Here is a 16,713-nt window from a genome sequence, read left to right as displayed (position 1 = left end):
ATGGAAATGACCATGAACCTGATTGAAATAGTTGCGCTGTTTGTCGTGATGACAATCCTGGCGCTGATTCCCAGCACCAGCGTAGCCCTGGTTGTGGTCAGATCCTCGACAGCCGGGTTCTGGAGTGGGGCTGCAGTGGCGGCTGGTATCGTACTGGGTGATCTCGTCTTCGTGTTTTTCGCTGTTCTCGGTATGGTGGCGCTGGCGGAAGTGATGGGAGGATTTTTCCTGGTCTTGCGCTATATGGCGGGCCTTTACCTGATCTGGTTTGGTATCAGTCTGCTGCGCGCCAAGGCATTCTTACCCGTCAGGTCTGTTGATCACTCTGCAGCGTCGCTGTCAGCGAATTTTGCTTCTGGCCTGATTGTTACCCTCGGCGATGTGAAAGCCATTTTTTTCTATGCCAGCCTGTTTCCCGCCTTTGTCGATTTGGGCGCTGTTACCCTTGCGGATATTGCCCTGATTGTGATCATCACTGTCGTAGCGGTCGGTGGGGCAAAACTGGCGTATGCTGGCGTTGCTGGCAGGGTGTTGTCGCTGGTTGACGGATTCAGGGCAAGACGCACGCTGAATATGACGGCTGGCGGGTTTATGCTGGGCGCCGGGGCATACGTGTTGGCCAAGGCTTGACTGTTTAAAGGAATAAATAATGAATTCAGGATCCACGCAACACTGGAATCCTCAGGATTACAGCGCAAATGCAGGCTTTGTATCCGAACTGGGGATGCCGGTGATTGAATGGCTTGCCCCGGTGAAGGGGGAATCCATACTCGATCTGGGCTGCGGAGATGGCACACTGGCTTTGAAGCTGCAGCGATCAGGCTGCGATGTAGTGGGGATCGATGCCAGCCCGGACATGATTGCGGCAGCGATATCCAGTGGCTTGCAGGCGTCCGTTTGTGACGGGCATCAGCTTCCGTTTGTCGAGAGATTCGATGCCGTCTTTTCCAATGCCGCCTTGCACTGGATGCTGCGACCGGAGGCTGTCATAGCAGGGGTGTGGGCTGCGCTCAGACCGGGTGGTCGGTTTGTTGGTGAGTTTGGTGGTGCAGGCAATGTGGCCACGATTATCGATGCGCTTGAGTCGGAGTTGCACGGGCTGGGAGTCCCTGCAGAATGCCCCTGGTTTTTTCCGACGCCAGATGCGTATCAGACAATGCTCGAGCAGGCTGGTTTCGAAGTGACAAAAGTAGCGCTCATTCCCCGCGCGACGCCTTTGCCTGGCGATGTGGGAGGGTGGCTCAGAACATTTGCTCAGCCTTACACCAACGTGCTGCCAGAGTCGCAGCGCGATGATTTGATTACCACGGTTGTCGAGAAGCTGAAGCCCCGTCTTTGTGACGCCCAGGGCAACTGGACGGCGGATTACGTCCGCCTGCGTTTTGCGGCGGTCAAACCCGGCACTCACGCGTGATCTGTCCGATTTTGCAGCCACCAAGAAAACGATAAATATGCCCTGTTTTATTTTATTGATAGCCGTGCTGGTCTGGTCTTCAGTTGGCTATACAGCGCTGGTAAACGGTCAGTTTTCAATAGCGGAAGCGGTGTTTTATTTATTCATTGGCGCGGCGCTCGTGTATGCAACCGGCAAGCAAAAAAGCCTGCATCCCAATATGTTTGTTTTTGTGCTGAATATTTTGCTGGGCGTTTTGCTAGTGCTGGCTGCGCTCGCATTTATTGCGTTTTATTTGCTAATGAAGATATTGGTGATGGGAATGCAGCACTGAGGAGCCGCATGGGGCGTATTATTCAGTCAATGATTTCGCAGCTTGAAAGAATAGCGAGTAAAAGTAATACAAGGCCTGATGTAGCCCAAGGCCAAAAAAACAGCCGTGCCAGACATCGTTCAAACTTACTGGTGTTCTCATACAGTGGCCGCTCATCAGCAGCCATAAAATTCAACGGCGATTTGCGCATCATTTCGGAGAACCATCTTGGACGGGATAAGGCTCCTGCCACGTTTAGAATATCCCATCCACTGGCCAACTCCATGCCCAATGAGTCTTTGACTTCCGGATTTTTGCGTAGTCGGCGTACGGTAATCTGGCCGAATATAACAAACAGAAATACCGAAAATAACAAGACTAAAAATGCTATAAATCCAATCTTAGATGATAAACTCACCGCAATATCTCCATTATTTCATCATACCAACTCCTGGCATTACTCTTGGTATAACTATCCATCGTTATTGCTGCTGCGGCGGCGGCAGAGCCAGCAATGGCGATTCCGACCCCGACCAAGACTACTGGCCCGACCCCCGTTATCATTAAGAGCGCGCCTAATCCGGCTAAACCAATTTTGACAACTATAGTCGCGGAGGTGGCGCTCGCTACAAAGCTCGACGACTGCACAAACATCTCACGATGCCAGTCGCCTCCCGCCATGTGTTCGGTGTGTATATGTCCGATGCGGGGGCGGTCTCAGGATCCAAGTGCAACACTCAGTTAATGGATTCAAGATTATTGCTCGCCGACAGCTGAAGGTACTCAACAAGCACTTCAACCGGAAATTTCCAGCCTAACGTCTGGCGTGGTCGAGTATTCAGCAAGTTGGCAATCTCATCAAGGCGCTCCTGACTGACCGTGGACAAGTCTGTTCCTTTTGGCAGGTACTGGCGTAGCAGGCCGTTGGTGTTTTCGTTGCTACCGCGCTGCCATGGGCTGTGTGGATCGGCAAAATAGATCTTCATGCCCGTCTGGGCGGTAATGTCCTGATAACGTGCCATCTCACTGCCCTGGTCGTGCGTCATGGTTTTGAGCAGTGAAGGTGCGAGTCGATTCATTTCGCGCGTTATCGCCTGTGATGCACATTCAGCCGTTGGGGCGTCCAGCTTGGCCAAAACAACAAAGCGGCTGGTACGCTCAACCATCGTTGCTACGGCCGAGCGGTTGCCGGCTCCCATGATCAGATCGCTTTCCCAGTGCCCCGGAATCAGGCGATCCTCAACCTCTGGAGGTCGCAAATGGATGCTCAGTTCAGAGGGATAGCGCTCACGCCGTTCTGCGTTGACTGTGCGGCGGCGACGCTTGCCGTGACCTTGGCGCAAGTAGCTGATCAGTTGCCGCTTGAGTTCGCCGCGGGGATGCGCGTAGATGGCAAGGTAGATACTTTCGTGACTCACATGAAACTCGGGGCTGTCCGGCCATTGATGTTTCAGTCTGGACGCGATTTGTTGGGGAGACCAGCCCCGTTTGAGCATTTTGCGTACAACCAGGAAAAACTCGCTGTCTGGTAGCAAGCGACTTTGGCGCCGGGGTATGCTTCGCCGCTCACGCGCCAAGGCGCAAGCATGAATGACATCGTAATGCTTTCCGGTGCTATTACGTTTGAGTTCCCGACTGGGGCTGCTGGCGTTTCGGCCCAGGTGGAGGCTGATAGAACGCAGGCTCAACCCTTTGTTTCGCATCAGCATCAAGGCGACCCGTTCATCAGTAGTTAAATGCGTGTAGGTTTTCATGGCAACACTTTATCTCATGTGTTGCACTTGGACCTTGAGACCGCCGGCTTCCAAAATCGATAACGGCGAGATTATTCCCCAGTATTTTTGCGTGCTGGCTGAAACGCACCAATTGATGGGCATGTGCCTGGTTCCGGATTTGCAGCGAGTTCGTATTACGGCTGTCGCATGCGATATGTAGATCATGCTCCAGACTTGTCAGTGACTTACGCCTGCATGCTTTAACGTCCGCTGTTATTGCCTGAATCTCAGTCTGTTTATGTGTTTGTTAGTCAAGAGCTCCGAGCTTTGAGAGAATGGCGATTGTAAGTAATGAGGTGCCCGATATTGCCCACGACCAGAAAAACATTCTCGCCAAACAGCGCTCAAATTTATTGGTGTGTTCATAGAGCGGCCGTTCATCAGCCGCCATAAAACCCAATGGCGATTTGCGCATCATTTCGGAGAACCATTTTGGACGGGATAAGGCTCCTGCGACGTTTAGAATATCCCACCCGCTGGCCAATTCCATACCCAATGAGTCTTTGACTTCCGGATTTTTTCGTAGTCGACGGACAGTGGTCTGCCCCACCATAACAAAGAGAATCATGGCAATAAAAAGTATTGCAATAGCATACGCTAATAGCTCCTGGGTCAATGTCATTTCGTTTCTCTGTTTTATATTTCAGTCAATGATTCCGAATTCTGAAAGGGCTATGATTATGAGGATCAATGCAACTGAAGACATCCAGGACCAAAAAAAAAGTCGGGCCAAGCAGCGCTCGAATTTATTGGTGTGTTCGTAGAGCGGCCGTTCATCTGCCGCCATAAAATATATTGGTGTTTTGCGCAATTTTTCTGAAAACCATTTTGGACGTGATAGGGCTCCGGCTACATTGATGATGTCCCAGCCGCTGGCAAGCTCCATACCAAGTAGCTGCTTGATTTCCGATTTTTTGCGCAATCTTCGTACAGTGATTTGGCCAAATATGACAAAAAGAAACATGGCAAACAACATACCTATGGCTGCTATAAGCGCAAGCTTTGAGGTTAAACTCATTGGAGTTTCTCCATAAGCTGGTCATACCATCCTCCTGAGTTGTTTAAGAAAATATCGTCTGCTTTCATGGCTGCATATGCAGCAGTGCCCGCAATGGCTATACCTGCACCCACCAAAATTATAGGCCCTAGAGGTGTTATCAGCATTAAAGCGCCAAGCCCAGCTAGCCCGAATTTAACAACTGCCGTTGCAGTGCCTGCACTCGCTGCAAAACTCAACGATTGTTTAAACATCTCACGATGCCAGTCGCCTCCCGCCATGTGTTCGGTGTGTATATGCCCGATGCGGCTTCCGAAGTCTATGATGGCGAGTTTGTCCCCAAAGAGTTTTGCGTGCTGGCTGAAACGCACCAATTGATGGGCATGTGCCTGGTTCCGGATTTGCAGCGAGTTCGTATTACGGCTGCTGCGTGCGATGTTGAGGCCGCGCTCCAGACGCGTCAGTGCCGTACCTCTACGGGCTTTTATATCTGCAGTGATTGCGCTGATCTCATTCTGGAAACCACGCTGAAGCCTCTCGAAAGCCCGCGTGGCTTCCTGGCGTTTGGCAACCATAAGCGGTGAGCCTGAGCGAGCAGCGGCTCTGTATTCGAGCAAAGCCTTCTCGTATGCAGCAAGATGCTCTGACAGCTGCGTCATGCGTCCGCCGTACACTGCCGCAGCGGGACCTGCGCCAGCTGTACCTGCTGAAACCATGTTTTCATGGAAACCAGCAAGAATCTCGACACCTTCACTGGTCAACACTGATGTCAGTTCAGTGAGATCTCGGGATGCATTTGTTGCGGCCAGTGTGCCGAGAATATCCATATCGCCCGGCCTGACTGTGTCGGTCATCAGATAGGGCGTGTTGGCATTTAATCTCAAGGGTTGGCGGTTCAATCCGTCCCGCAGGGTGATTCTCGGGTCAGCGCACATGAGGTCGGTTTCGCGGGCACCGAGCGGGTAGCTTGGCAGAAGTATTTCGGGCATCAACAATTCCTTTTGGGTAATCCATTCTGAAGCGCACCGCCCATATGGCCGAGATGTGGCGACTGTCCGTTGCTCCGTGCAAACCTTTGCCAGATCTGGGGCGTCTCTGGCGTGAGATTTTGCTGAGTGCGATCGACCGGGTCAATCGGGTTTGGCTGAAACTGTGAAGTGGTTGACATATTATTGGCTAATGTTTGAATGCTTCCGCTGTTGAGCTATCGGCTACTCACTCGGATCACCAAAACGGACGCTATTCATGCCATCCGATATCATCCAGCAACTTCAGATTACCCTGCGTCATACCAAGGCCCGAATCTGGCGCCGGATCAGGGTGAGTGGAGACTCTACGCTGGAGCAATTGCATCACACGGTTCAGCTTTGCATGCAGTAGGCCAGTGCCCGCCGGAAGATGTGGGAGGCATTGGTGGCTTTTATGCCTTCTTCCTCGAAGCCATGGCTGACCCATCGCATCCTGAGCATGAGGACATGCAGAACTGGTGGGGTGAGAGTGAGTTCGATACCGCAACCCCCAGTGTTATGGCGCAAAAGCAGGTACACATCAAACGGGTCGCGGGGGTGCTGCCGATCCAGCGCGGCGCACAATTATGCCGCTATAAGGGTCCGAAATGCTCACCACGGCGATCTCCGCATAACCAAATTCATCTTCAACAGCAGCCACCACGGGGAGGGTTGTTGGCGCATGCAGCGTACCCCTGCCCCCTGCCTATTCACCTATTCAAACTGATCCAGGTCGCTTCCGCACAGGCGACGCGTTCGCCGTTGCTGCGGTACAAGGCGCTGCCCGCATTGTGCTTTCTCCCTTCATGGCTAATCGCCCAGGCCGACACTATCAGGGTTTCTCCAGCATGCACGGGTTGTTCAATTCGAGCGCTGTAGCGTCCCAACAGGGCCATGTTGGATACGGGTTTGACGGCGAAGAAGCCGGGGCAGTCGAGTGCGGCCCAGAGAAATTCGCTGGCTACGTTGCCGTTGGTGTCAGCCAGGTCAGCAGCGGGTTTCCAGAGTGCCGCTACCTGGTCCTCATGATCGCAAACGCAGCCGGTGAATATGCGCAGACCGTCGCCTGCATCGCGGTTGGTGCCGCAGACAAAGCAGCCGGGCAGGTCGTGGTAGCGAATGCCGACAAAGCGTTGCTGGGCATCCTCGGCATCCTCGAGTGTGGGCGGCGGCGGAATGTCCAGATCGAAAGTGTAGGGTCTGGCGCTGGCCAGTAGCTGGTCGCCGTGTCTGAGTTGGAGGCAGTCGCCATCGGAGTGCAGCTGCAGGTCGGTATCCAGTGGCGGCGGTGCGTGCAGGGTTACCTGGCAGGTCTGGTCCATATGTTTGGCCACAAGACCGCAGACATAACCACCATTGCCGCTGTTCGGTGGCCCGCAGAAGCGGCGGGCGATATGCAGTGTTGGGTTGTTCATGCTGCCTCCGGGTGTGGGTCTCGCCTTATGTTACTTGCTTGCCGGTTGTGGCGGGGCACGGAGAGCGTGGCATAGAGGATAATGATGTTGGTGCATCAGAGCCAGTTTGGGATCTTGTGTTTACCCTTCGCGCAGCTCATGTCTGGCGCCATGAAGCTTGCTGCTGAACAGTCCTGTCGGTGCAGCAGCAAGCGCCTTGGCCAGTGCCGGCAGGGCAAAGACGTAGTCGGTGAGCATGGCAAACAGCAGCATTGTGTGGAGGGGGTTATTGCTTCTTGGCGCTTTTCCAACCAGCTTGTATGTCTTCAATCAGTCTTAGTCTGTCATTTTCAATACTGTCCAGGAAGGGTTTGGGCGCGTTGGTTTGCGCGTCATATTTGCCACTCCACTTGGTAATCTCAAGCATTATTGGCAAAAGATCCTGGCCTTTGGGTGTTAGGGAATAAATCATTTTGGTGCGGTTGGTTTCATTCACACTCTTTATCACAATTCCCATCTCTTCCAGTCGCTTTAAGCGGTCGGCGAGGATGTTGGTAGAAATTTTTTCGTTGGACGCAAGAAAGTCACCGTACGACTGTTTAGCCTTGAACATCAGGTCGCGGATGATAAGCAAGGTCCACTTATCGCCAAAGGACTCAAGCGCATAGTTGATTGGGCAGTGTGAACGGCAGGGGAATTTGTCAAGCATGGCGTATTAAAGCATATATTACTTGCGTTTTACAAGTTAGTATAATAATCTTAACTTGCGTTTTGCAAGCATTATGCTGATCACTTCAGGAGGAAGGCGCATGAGACTGTTCAAGCGTCCCACCGCTTTGGCGGGCATAGCTGGGTTAGTAGTTTTTGTGATCTTTGTTATCTGGTACCGAGGCGGCCAAGCGCCACTGTCAGGGGAGGAGCAAGCCTATTATCTGGCGAAAATAGAACAGTTCACAGGAGTAGCGAAAGACTTTGTAGATATGGAAGCTACCCGTGAGCTGATGCGCACGGATGATGGAAAGCCATTTTACGTTCTCAACGTATTCAAGTTCCGTGATCAGGCTGATTATGGTGATGGTGCTTCCGATGGCCTTTCCGGCGTTGATACCTTCAAGAAATTCAGGGCAGCAGTCTTGCCTATCTGGATAAAGAACGGCGCGCATCCGGTGTTTACTACCACGCTGAGTGACGGTTTCGTCAACGAGTGGGATATGGTCAGTGTGGTGCGCTATCGCAGCCGGCGTGATTACGCAGAAATTCAAACCAGTAGCGATTTCTTGGCAATTCTCCCGCATCGAATCGCCTCGGCAGAAACGAATATTCGAATAAAGCTACCGGGCATCCAAATCCCCCCACCCCTCATGCTGATGGTCTTTGTCTGGCTGCTAATGCTTGCAATGGGCTTTCTGGTTGGACGTATTGTGTTTGCGTGGAAATCAAGACCAGACCTGCAGCAACCTGGCCACGTGTAAATATTCAGAGAACCTAGAAAGGCAGGTATGCAAATGAACTTGACAGCAAAGCTACTGGTGCCAGTTTATGTATTGTCGGCGCTACTTGCACTCATTTTTACCTGGTACCATGTGCCCGCGTATCTGGGTAATGGGGCGTTGGAAGCGCTCATCGCATTCTGGACGGCTGCAATAGTTGATACAAACCCGGCGTCCAAATTTATCGTTGTCGATATTCTGTTTCTGGCTTTTGTCTGTAACCTCTGGATGTTTATTGAAGGGCGACGTTTGGGCTTTCGCTATCTATACGTCTATATTCTTGGCGGTGCATTGATAGCCATCAGTGTTGCATTTCCATTGTTTTTGGCTGCACGAGAACTCAGATTGGCGAAGGGTGATTTGCGTTATCAGATCAAGACGTATGACATGTTCGTTTTGATGTTGTTTTCTTTCACTGCTGTAGGCGCGGGTGTTTTGGCGATCTGAATATATCACCGGTAACAGCGTAGGCCGACCCTCCTACTGGAGTGAAAGGGGCGGTTTTGGGGTGGCTGCGCTCATCCTTCGCGCAGTAGCAGGGCCTGATTGAGCCGTAACGCGCGCAGGGTGGGGATGAGGCCGCCGAGAAGGGCTAGTGAACTGACTGCAGCTGCAACCAGGGCGCCTAGCCACCACAGATCTCCCGCCGGCAGTTTCAACAGGGTCGCCGCCAACGGCAGAGCGACCAACGCACCCAGCGCAGTAGCGAACAGGGTGGCGATAAACGTCAGCAGCGCCGTTTCCAGCAGCATGGCCAGCCGAATGGCTCTGTGCCTCGCACCCAGGACATGCAGCAGGTTGGCTTCATACAGTTGCCGGCGGCGACTGACGCTGACCACGCTGGACAACACCAGCAGGCTTGCCGTGAGACTGACCAGAGCAACGGCGGCAAGACCGGCAGCGGCTTTGCCGAGCAGGTTGCCTGCGGTTTCGAGCCAGTCGGCGGTACGCAGGGTGATGACGTTGGGGATATTTCTGGCCAACCATTGCTGGGAGGTTTTTGCGGCGGGGTCGCTTTGGTAGACCACGCCGACATAGCGGCCGATCAGCTCATCCAGTGCGCCATCCTGCATCACGCCTTCAAACCAGAAACGGGTCTGCAGGCCTTTCTGCCGGTACAAAGCCTTGATTTCTGCAGGAATGCTCTGACCTTCGACCAGAAAGGCTACCTGGTCGCCTACGGAAAGGCCGAGCTGGTTGGCTTCCCGGTCTTCCATGGCCATGAAGGCGGGTTGGCCCTCAGGGGCAGGGGACGTCCACCAGTTGCCCGCAATCAGCTCGAGATCTTCCGGGTTGCCGGACAGGTAGCTGAGCTTGTATTCATCGCCCATGGCTTCACGTCTGGCGCGTGGGTTGTCTGCAAGCACTTCGGCTATTGGCTGCTGGTTGATGGTGGACAGGCGACCCCGTACCAGTGGCAATAGTTCTGTCTGACTGGCGGGGTCGAGGGATTCGAGGCCCGCTTCGAGCGTATCCACCTGATCAGGCAGAACATCATAGAGAATCAATGCCGGTGCTTCGGCCGGGATGGTGGATTCCAGCGCACGCAGCAAGGTGCTGACCAGCAGGGTGCAGGCAACGACCAGCGTGAGCGCGGTACCCAGCGACAGCAAGGTCGCCCGAAGCGGCGAGTCCGGTCGATGCAGGTTGGCCAGGGCCAGCCGCCGGGCGAAATTGCGCTCGGCAAAGCCACCGTTTTCCAACGCTCGGGCAGCGAATTGTAAGCCTTTGATCAGCGCTTCCAACAGCCCCCAGAGCACGACCAGTGCGAGCAGGAACAGAAAGCCGAGTTGAGAGGAGGGCAGCCAGAGCAGCAGCGTGGTGATGTAGGTGACCAGCAGTCCATAGCTGGCGATACGCCAACTGCGTGGCTCATGGCTGGCAGCTTGCACTGAACCGCGAAACAACCCGGCCGGTGACGCAGACAAGGCTCTGGCCAGAGCGGGTAGGGCGAACACATAGGCAGTGAGCACGGCAAACAGCCAGCTCAGCAGCAAGGGCAGTATCCAGAGCGACACTAAGTCGCTCGAATCGGCCACGGCAAAGGCATCGCCGGCCAGACTCAAAGCTGCTGTAGACAGCCCCAAACCGATGGCGCCGCCGACAAGGCCGGCAATACTGCCGAGTATGCCGATCTGGAGCAGGTAGATACCGACCAATGGCCTGCGCCGCAGGCCCAGGGTCTGCAGGGTGGCGATGGTGCCGAGCTTTTCATCCAGATAGGCATGGATGCTGTTGGCGACACCCAGACCGCCGATAAACAGGGTGGTGAATGCGATCAGGATCAGCGCGGTGGCGATCTGGTCCAGCCGTTCGGCGAGGCGCTCGCTGCGCTCTGCAAAGGTGGTGGTATCCCAGCGTGGTTCGGGGAAGGCCTGCTCGAACTCTGCCAGCCAGACATCCAGATCGCGGTCGGTCTGTACACGGTATTCATAGTCGACGCGGCTGCCTGGCCGTATCAGTTCGGTTGCCTGCAGCGCCTCCTCGGAAATCATGATCGGCAGGCCGCGCCAGTTGGCGTTCAGCCGGCGGTCTGGCTGTGCCTCGATCAGGCCGCTGATGCGAAAGCGTGCTGCACCGATCTGAATGTCGTTGCCAATACTCTGCCCCAGGCGCTCAGCCAGCAATGGATCGATCAGGGCGCCCCAGAAACCATCCTGCTGCGCCGTGAGTTGTGCGCGAGGTTGGTCTGGTGTCAGTTGCAGCTCGCCATACAGCGGGTAGCCGGCATCAGGAATCAGTATTTCCGCGCGAAAAAAGTTGTTGCCACTGGCGTCGCTGACCATGGTGTCGAGCTCACGCACCAGCGAGAGAGTGCCCCCGCTACGAATCCAGTCCAGCACTTCATCCGGTAACGGCTCGTTGCTGTCCAACTCGATATCGCCCCCCAGCAGCGCGCGGGTATCCGCCAGCATGCTCTGCTCGATTACCCGATAGAGGCTGGCCGTGGCGGCCACCAGGGTAACGCCGAGTATCAGGCAGGCAAGAAAGATCTTGAGTACGGAGAGGCGTGAGCGCAGGTCGCTGATGGCGAATCGGAGCATCCAGGAGACGCTTGCAGAGGCCTCAGAGCGCATGCAGGCAACCACCATCCATTCTGACCCGGTGCTGGCAGCGTTCGGCGACGCGCTCGTCGTGGGTTACCAGCACCAGAGTGGAATGGCTCTGCTGGTGCAGATCGAACAGCAATGACAGCACCTTTTCACCGGTTTGTTGGTCCAGGTTACCGGTGGGCTCGTCGCCCAGCAGCAGGCTGGGTTGATGCACCAGTGCCCGGGCAATCGCCACGCGCTGTTGCTCGCCACCGGAGAGTTGTGTGGGGTAGTACTGCAATCGATGGCTCAGCCCGACCGAATCCAGCATGGTCAGGGCACGCTCGCGGGCGTGGGCTTGCCCGGCAATTTCCAGCGGCAGGCTGACGTTGCCCAGTGCGCTCAGGCCGGGTAGCAAATGGAATGACTGGAAAATGATGCCAAGGTGCTCGTTGCGCCAGTCAGCCAGGGCATTCGAGTCCATGTCGCCCAGACGTTGGCTGCCTACCCGTATTTCACCGCGGTCCGGACGTTCGAGGCCGGACAGCAGAAGCAGCAAGGACGTCTTGCCGCTGCCCGAGGGCCCGGTGATGGCCAGTGATTCACCGGGCGGGACGCTGAGCGAGGCATCCTTGAGTGCCGCGACAGTCCCTGACTCGGTGGGGTAGGAGAGGTGAATGCCGCTCATTTGCACACTGGTGGACACGGGAGCTCCCTGGCTTGCTCGGATCAAACGACACTATGCCACGCTCGCTGCAAAGCCGACGACGCGCAGACACGATTGGCAACACTCTCCCGAGTTTCAGTGCGCTCTTTCCGGGTTTTCAGCGGACGGCACCGCGTCGGGCTCTCCTACCGCCCATTCCCTGGGAAAACGGCGGATCAGCAGGGTCAGGCAAAAGCCCACTGACAGCGCCAACACAGTGAGGCTGAATGCGACGGTGAAGCCCCCGGTGGTTTCGATCAGCCAGCCGGCAATGGCCGGGCCGAGGAACTGGCCGAAGGCGAAGAACAGGGTCGCGAAGCTGAAGGCGATGGGGATGTAGCGGGGTGCCACCTGGTCCGTGGCACTGGTCTGAATCATCGCGAACAACCCGTTCACGGAAGCGCCCATGATCAGGAAGTGAACAAAGAAATAGGGCAGGCTCTGCTCAACCAGCGGCAATACCATGGCCACGATCACCAGAAAGATGCACATCGTCAATGCGTTGCCCCGGCCCCAGAAGTCAGACACCCAGCCCCACAGCGGGCCTGCGGCAATGGACATCAGCCCCATCATCGCCATATAGCGCCCTGCAATGGCTTCGCTGTGGCCGGATTCAACCATGAAACTGACCATGAACACCGTCTGAACGATATAGCTCAGGCCGATGATGCCGTAGGTGGTGGCGACGATCAGTACCCGTGGGTTGCGGTAGATCAGCCACTTCTGGTCTGACGGCAGCTGGCCGGCAGTGCTGGTGGTCGCCTTTGGTGGGTTGCTGACGAATAGCCCGATCATGATGGATACGAACAGGGCGGCGCCAGCAAACGCGCCCCAACTGACTCGCCAACCCTGCTCACCGAATGTGGTGAAAAGGAAGGGCACCAGAACGCCGGATACCAGAACGCCCATCCCCACGCCGCTGGTCATGCAACCGATTACCAGGCCGCGTTTATCGGGAAACCAGGTAGCCAGCAAGGCCACCATGGGCGCAAAGGCGAAAGCGGTACCAAAACCCAGTAGTCCCATCAGCGCCATCACCAGCCAGAAGTTCGTGGCGAATGCCAGGCCGACGAACCCCACAGTGACCGTGAGCATGCCAAACATGATGGAGGCCTTGGCACCCCAACGCGCGGCTGCCAGGCCCCCGGCCAGAACGAAGCAGACGTAACACAGGGCGGTAACCGTGCTGAGAATACCGGCTTGCTGATAGGACAAGCCGAGATCTGTGCGCATCGATGGCAGGATGATGCCGTAGGCCAGGCGCGCGAAGCCGATTACAACCAGCGATGTCAGAGTGCCGCAGAGTACGGTAATGATCATGTTCGGGCGATGGGTGTTCTGATGCATCGTGGCTCGCTTCCAGGTTGGTGGGGTCGTCGCAGGATGCTGGCGATCTTTTCCCTGTTGCTGCAAACCGATCCAGCCTGAGGGCGTTCATTACAGCTCAAGCCTAAGGGTACTTGTTTTTGCCCAATCGCGGGCTGCTGAGGGTAACGCATAGAAGCTGTTGATGTTCGGGTATCAAGGCCGGACTGTCAGCAGTAGAGCAGGAGCGCTATGATGGCGGTGTTATCTTGAGACCAGGGACGGAATATGAATCTGATGCCTCTGCTGTGCCCTTTGACGCACGCAATTATCTACAGATGCATCCTGCAGGGAGGCTTTGTCTGATGACACATAAAAACGAGGCATGGCAAGCGCTTCGCCCGGCTTTATTCCTGATTGCAGGTGTACTGCCTGCCTTGCTGATGGCCTTGGTGGTTCAGTTTTTTGCTCCGAACGATATCAAGCACGGCTATGGCCCGTTCACCACTGTGATCCCCTGGGTGGGCGCAGCCGGGCTGATTCTGGCAATCTTCTACCAGCCATCCCGAATAGGGTGGTGCTTGAGGGGGCTTATTACCGTCTTGCTCATGTTCGGGCTGAGTTTGATATTACCGCAAGTGATTGGATTTGCGATTGTGCTTTATTTTTCAGTGGTCGATCCGGGCGTCCACGTGCTGATCCTCCTGGTGTTGTTGATGATTCTGCTCGGGCCGACGTTGTTGGCCCTCCAGTATTGCTGGCAAGTGGTCCGGGTCTCCAGCGTCAGGCAACGATGCCTTCTCGGCCTTGTCGCTATCGCGATAATGTGGCCTGTGGGCTACGGGTTTTATCTCAACAACTGACAATACCCTGCGGCAGGGTATCCCGTGTCGCTCGGAGGCTCCCAGATGTCATCTTGCTGGTGGCATAGGGTTCATCAACAGGATGGCACAAGCTACCATTCGACCAGTAACTATCGACGCCGAGAGAATCCTTTGACATCTTCGTTTGCCTGCGTATTCCTGTTACCCGGTGGCCTGACCTGATGGAGCCGAACGGCGTGTTACGGCGTTTGCTCAGAATGGTTCTGTATGTGTGCCTGGGTGTTTTGCCTGCCCTGGTACTGTCGGTTCTGAGCCTGATTTTCCTGACCGGCGGTGCTGGCTGGAATGCCCTGCTCAGTCTGCTTGCCTGGCTGGGCACGGTCGGGCTGATTCTGGCGACAGCATGCAGGCCAGCGTGTACCGAGTCACGGCTGAGGCTGATAGTCACCGCCTTGCTGATGCTCGGGTTGCTTGCCATGTCGCCGCTGCTGATGAGCACGCTGCTGGGTGTGTTTGGCGGCGATTTTAGCCATCTGGAATTAAGTGCAGTCGTGTCAGGGCCGGTGATAATAGCTTTGCACTATTGCTGGCAGGTTGTCCGGGCTTCCAGTACCGGCGAACGACGTACGCTGGGCCTTGTCGCTATCGTGATAGTGGTGAGCCCCGGCATCGGGTACCTGGTCAGACCCAGCCCACCTGAAGCGGTGGTTCATGCCAGGGCACAAACCGGGGATGTGACCCTGATTGTGGAAAACAGCACGGACGACGGGCATCCGGTTATGGGGTTGGCTTATCTGGGCAAGGTACCTTATGCCCGGATTCACTACCGTGATAGAACCTATATTCCCCTGGTGGATAGGCGTCTGCTGTCATTTCCCCGGGAAGGGCGAACGTCTCGTTATGTCATCCGGGAACATGTGCAGGCTAATGCCGAGCACAAACGCTGGCCGACCAGGGTGGTCTGGACGCTGCGTGACGAGGAGGCTGACCAACTGATGGCTGAGCGCGAGCTATGGCAGCGGTCCACGTCCGGTTGGTCGACAGATACTCCACGTGGCTGGCAGGGCCAGCACGCGGCTGAGTTTTTCCGGGACGTGTTGAAGCCGCTCAGCAACGTTGCCGCCCCGAATGAGCTGTTTGCGGGGTGGCACATGCGCACTGAACCTGCGGTGGTTTCCCGTCCCGTCAGTCAGGAGGATATGGCAAACAAGGTGACCGGCTGCGACGCGGGCGTGACTCTGGAAAATATGGGCAGCCGTGTTTTCTTGCAGTCCGCGAGCCCGGATTGGCGCTTTGAGCCCGGTCTTCCAATCGATCACGCTGTTTGTCAGGGTGATAGTGTCTATGTGGTTTCCGGCGTACTGAGCCGTACTTTCCTTGATCAACTAAGTATTGAGGGGGATTACGTCGGGCGGCAGAAGCTTGACGTGATGCATGAGTCAATCGAAAGGAATCCGCGCTTCAAGTACATCTCCCATTTCAGCGCCGATGCTGATCGGTTGAGCATGCGGATGGATTTCATGTCCCGATTCCCGTCAGCGGACAGTCCGGCGATGCCGGAAACGGCTTTGAAGATTGTCCTTGAGGCGGCCAGGTAACCCTCGGCCCAAGGCGTGCTTGCATGCCAATCACCGACTGTCGTGTCGCGGGCTTTTATCACCAGCCTGTTTGAGGCGATATTGTTCAGGCTGTTACGGCGTGACGCGGGGTGATCACTGAACGTAAGATCGGCGCTTTGAATCAATCTGATGGGCGAGGGGAGATCAAGGGTGAATTACGATGAGGTGGTAAACGGGCGTCGCAGCATCCGTGCATTCAAGCAGCAGCCGGTCCCGCGCAGTGTGCTCGAGGAAGTCATTGCCCTGGCCACGCGGGCACCCTCCTCAATGAATACCCAGCCATGGCATTTGCATGTGGTCAGCGGTGAACCGCTCGATCGTATCCGTGCCGAGAATACCGAACGCATGCTCAAGGGTGTGCCGCCCTCCAAGGAAAGTCGCGGTATTGGCACTTACGAGGGGGAACACCGACAGCGGCAGGTCGATATCGCCGTGCAACTCTTCCAGGCCATGGGTATCGCCCGTGACGACAAGGAAAAGCGTCAGGACTGGATACTGCGTGGCTTCCGGCAGTTTGATGCACCGGTGTCCATTGTCGTGACCTATGACCGGGTACTCAAGGATGGAGACATCGCCCAGTTTGACTGTGGTGCACTGGTCAACGGCCTGGTCAATGCCGCCTGGTCCCGTGGTTTGGGTTGTGTTGTGAACAGTCAGGGCATCATGCATTCGCCGGTGGTACGCGAGCATGCCCGCATTCCCGAAGATCAGGTGATCATGATTTGTGTAGCCATGGGCTACCCGGATGAGGGTTTTCCGGCCAATGCGGTGGTTTCCAGGCGTCGTTCAGTCAATGAGGTGGCTGCATTCGTTGGCTTTGACGAGGCATAGGCAGAGCGCAGTAGCATAACGCGGGCG

At 55.7% G+C, this 16,713-nt stretch carries 20 protein-coding genes; 9 read left to right on the top strand and 11 right to left on the bottom strand.

The window, feature by feature from the left end:
- Window positions 1-12: 12 nt before the first annotated feature.
- From BLU07_RS07630 to BLU07_RS07620, 3 genes are all read left to right on the top strand, one after another.
- The gene (locus tag BLU07_RS07630) at window positions 13-630 is read left to right on the top strand and encodes a LysE family translocator (protein ID WP_197675090.1); all 618 of its coding nucleotides are present in this window, start codon (window positions 13-15) and stop codon (window positions 628-630) included.
- Window positions 631-724: 94 nt separating this feature from the next.
- The gene (locus BLU07_RS07625; protein ID WP_197675089.1) at window positions 725-1,414 is read left to right on the top strand and encodes a class I SAM-dependent methyltransferase; all 690 of its coding nucleotides are present in this window, start codon (window positions 725-727) and stop codon (window positions 1,412-1,414) included.
- Between the two features lie 37 nt (window positions 1,415-1,451).
- Window positions 1,452-1,727 carry a hypothetical protein gene (locus BLU07_RS07620; RefSeq protein WP_092385700.1) on the top strand — a complete coding sequence of 92 codons (276 nt, stop codon included), beginning with the start codon at window positions 1,452-1,454 and terminating at the stop codon, window positions 1,725-1,727.
- Window positions 1,728-1,749: 22 nt separating this feature from the next.
- On the opposite strand, the gene BLU07_RS07615 is transcribed toward BLU07_RS07620, so the two are convergent.
- The 5 genes from BLU07_RS07615 to BLU07_RS07590 all read right to left on the bottom strand — a co-directional run bounded on the left by BLU07_RS07615 (window position 1,750) and on the right by BLU07_RS07590 (window position 5,467).
- Window positions 1,750-2,124, bottom strand: a complete 375-nt coding sequence (locus BLU07_RS07615; protein ID WP_197675088.1) for a hypothetical protein — start codon at window positions 2,122-2,124, stop codon at window positions 1,750-1,752.
- 319 nt (window positions 2,125-2,443) lie between these two features.
- Window positions 2,444-3,460, bottom strand: a complete 1,017-nt coding sequence (locus BLU07_RS07605) for an IS30 family transposase (RefSeq protein WP_092385696.1) — start codon at window positions 3,458-3,460, stop codon at window positions 2,444-2,446.
- Between the two features lie 268 nt (window positions 3,461-3,728).
- Entirely contained in the window at window positions 3,729-4,103 is a 375-nt protein-coding gene (locus BLU07_RS07600; RefSeq protein ID WP_092385693.1) for a hypothetical protein, read from the bottom strand.
- A gap of 21 nt (window positions 4,104-4,124) precedes the next feature.
- Window positions 4,125-4,499: a hypothetical protein gene (locus BLU07_RS07595; protein ID WP_092385691.1), complete on the bottom strand. Its 375-nt coding sequence runs from the start codon at window positions 4,497-4,499 to the stop codon at window positions 4,125-4,127.
- Window positions 4,496-5,467, bottom strand: coding sequence for a hypothetical protein (locus tag BLU07_RS07590; protein WP_092385689.1), 972 nt, complete (start codon window positions 5,465-5,467; stop codon window positions 4,496-4,498). Before BLU07_RS07590 ends, BLU07_RS07595 begins: the two co-directional genes overlap by 4 nt.
- Before the next feature lie 256 nt (window positions 5,468-5,723).
- Between BLU07_RS07590 and BLU07_RS18060 the strand changes: the two genes are divergently transcribed.
- A complete protein-coding gene (locus BLU07_RS18060) occupies window positions 5,724-5,858 on the top strand; it encodes an IS1096 element passenger TnpR family protein (RefSeq protein ID WP_407920098.1) in 135 nt (44 codons plus the stop codon).
- 337 nt (window positions 5,859-6,195) lie between these two features.
- Here the strand turns inward: BLU07_RS18060 and BLU07_RS07575 are convergent, their stop codons facing one another.
- The 3 genes from BLU07_RS07575 to BLU07_RS07570 form a co-directional block, all read right to left on the bottom strand.
- Entirely contained in the window at window positions 6,196-6,900 is a 705-nt protein-coding gene (locus tag BLU07_RS07575) for a hotdog fold domain-containing protein (protein WP_197675087.1), read from the bottom strand.
- A gap of 120 nt (window positions 6,901-7,020) precedes the next feature.
- Window positions 7,021-7,152 carry a hypothetical protein gene (locus BLU07_RS17960; protein WP_269434159.1) on the bottom strand — a complete coding sequence of 44 codons (132 nt, stop codon included), beginning with the start codon at window positions 7,150-7,152 and terminating at the stop codon, window positions 7,021-7,023.
- 13 nt (window positions 7,153-7,165) lie between these two features.
- On the bottom strand, window positions 7,166-7,588 hold the full coding sequence (locus BLU07_RS07570) for a winged helix-turn-helix transcriptional regulator (protein ID WP_092385687.1): 423 nt from the start codon (window positions 7,586-7,588) through the stop codon (window positions 7,166-7,168).
- Window positions 7,589-7,688: 100 nt separating this feature from the next.
- Here BLU07_RS07570 and BLU07_RS07565 point away from each other — a divergent pair, with 100 nt between their 5' ends.
- Both BLU07_RS07565 and BLU07_RS07560 read left to right on the top strand, forming a co-directional pair.
- A complete protein-coding gene (locus BLU07_RS07565; protein ID WP_092385685.1) occupies window positions 7,689-8,351 on the top strand; it encodes a hypothetical protein in 663 nt (220 codons plus the stop codon).
- Window positions 8,352-8,384: 33 nt separating this feature from the next.
- Window positions 8,385-8,816, top strand: coding sequence for a DUF2834 domain-containing protein (locus BLU07_RS07560; protein WP_157719120.1), 432 nt, complete (start codon window positions 8,385-8,387; stop codon window positions 8,814-8,816).
- Between the two features lie 71 nt (window positions 8,817-8,887).
- Here BLU07_RS07560 and BLU07_RS07555 read toward each other — a convergent pair whose 3' ends face one another.
- The 3 genes from BLU07_RS07555 to BLU07_RS07545 all read right to left on the bottom strand — a co-directional run bounded on the left by BLU07_RS07555 (window position 8,888) and on the right by BLU07_RS07545 (window position 13,454).
- Window positions 8,888-11,413: an ABC transporter permease gene (locus BLU07_RS07555; RefSeq protein ID WP_197675086.1), complete on the bottom strand. Its 2,526-nt coding sequence runs from the start codon at window positions 11,411-11,413 to the stop codon at window positions 8,888-8,890.
- A 22-nt stretch (window positions 11,414-11,435) separates the two neighbouring features.
- Complete coding sequence (locus BLU07_RS07550; protein ID WP_092385679.1) at window positions 11,436-12,089, bottom strand: ABC transporter ATP-binding protein; 654 nt, start codon at window positions 12,087-12,089, stop codon at window positions 11,436-11,438.
- 114 nt (window positions 12,090-12,203) lie between these two features.
- Window positions 12,204-13,454 (bottom strand): MFS transporter, encoded by a 1,251-nt coding sequence (locus BLU07_RS07545; protein ID WP_092385677.1) that lies wholly within the window; start codon window positions 13,452-13,454, stop codon window positions 12,204-12,206.
- 323 nt (window positions 13,455-13,777) lie between these two features.
- On the opposite strand from BLU07_RS07545, the gene BLU07_RS07540 reads away from it, so the two are divergent.
- The 3 genes from BLU07_RS07540 (at window position 13,778) to BLU07_RS07530 (ending at window position 16,686) form a co-directional block, all read left to right on the top strand.
- Window positions 13,778-14,275: a hypothetical protein gene (locus BLU07_RS07540; protein ID WP_092385675.1), complete on the top strand. Its 498-nt coding sequence runs from the start codon at window positions 13,778-13,780 to the stop codon at window positions 14,273-14,275.
- A 182-nt stretch (window positions 14,276-14,457) separates the two neighbouring features.
- Complete coding sequence (locus tag BLU07_RS07535) at window positions 14,458-15,834, top strand: hypothetical protein (protein WP_157719119.1); 1,377 nt, start codon at window positions 14,458-14,460, stop codon at window positions 15,832-15,834.
- 171 nt (window positions 15,835-16,005) lie between these two features.
- Window positions 16,006-16,686, top strand: a complete 681-nt coding sequence (locus tag BLU07_RS07530; protein WP_092385671.1) for a nitroreductase — start codon at window positions 16,006-16,008, stop codon at window positions 16,684-16,686.
- Window positions 16,687-16,713 lie beyond the last annotated feature (27 nt).

The sequence above is a fragment of the Halopseudomonas salegens genome (assembly GCF_900105655.1).
Lineage (GTDB): Bacteria > Pseudomonadota > Gammaproteobacteria > Pseudomonadales > Pseudomonadaceae > Halopseudomonas > Halopseudomonas salegens.
Note: the sequence above shows the minus strand (reverse complement) of the source record. Positions and strands in the feature narration are given on the sequence as shown.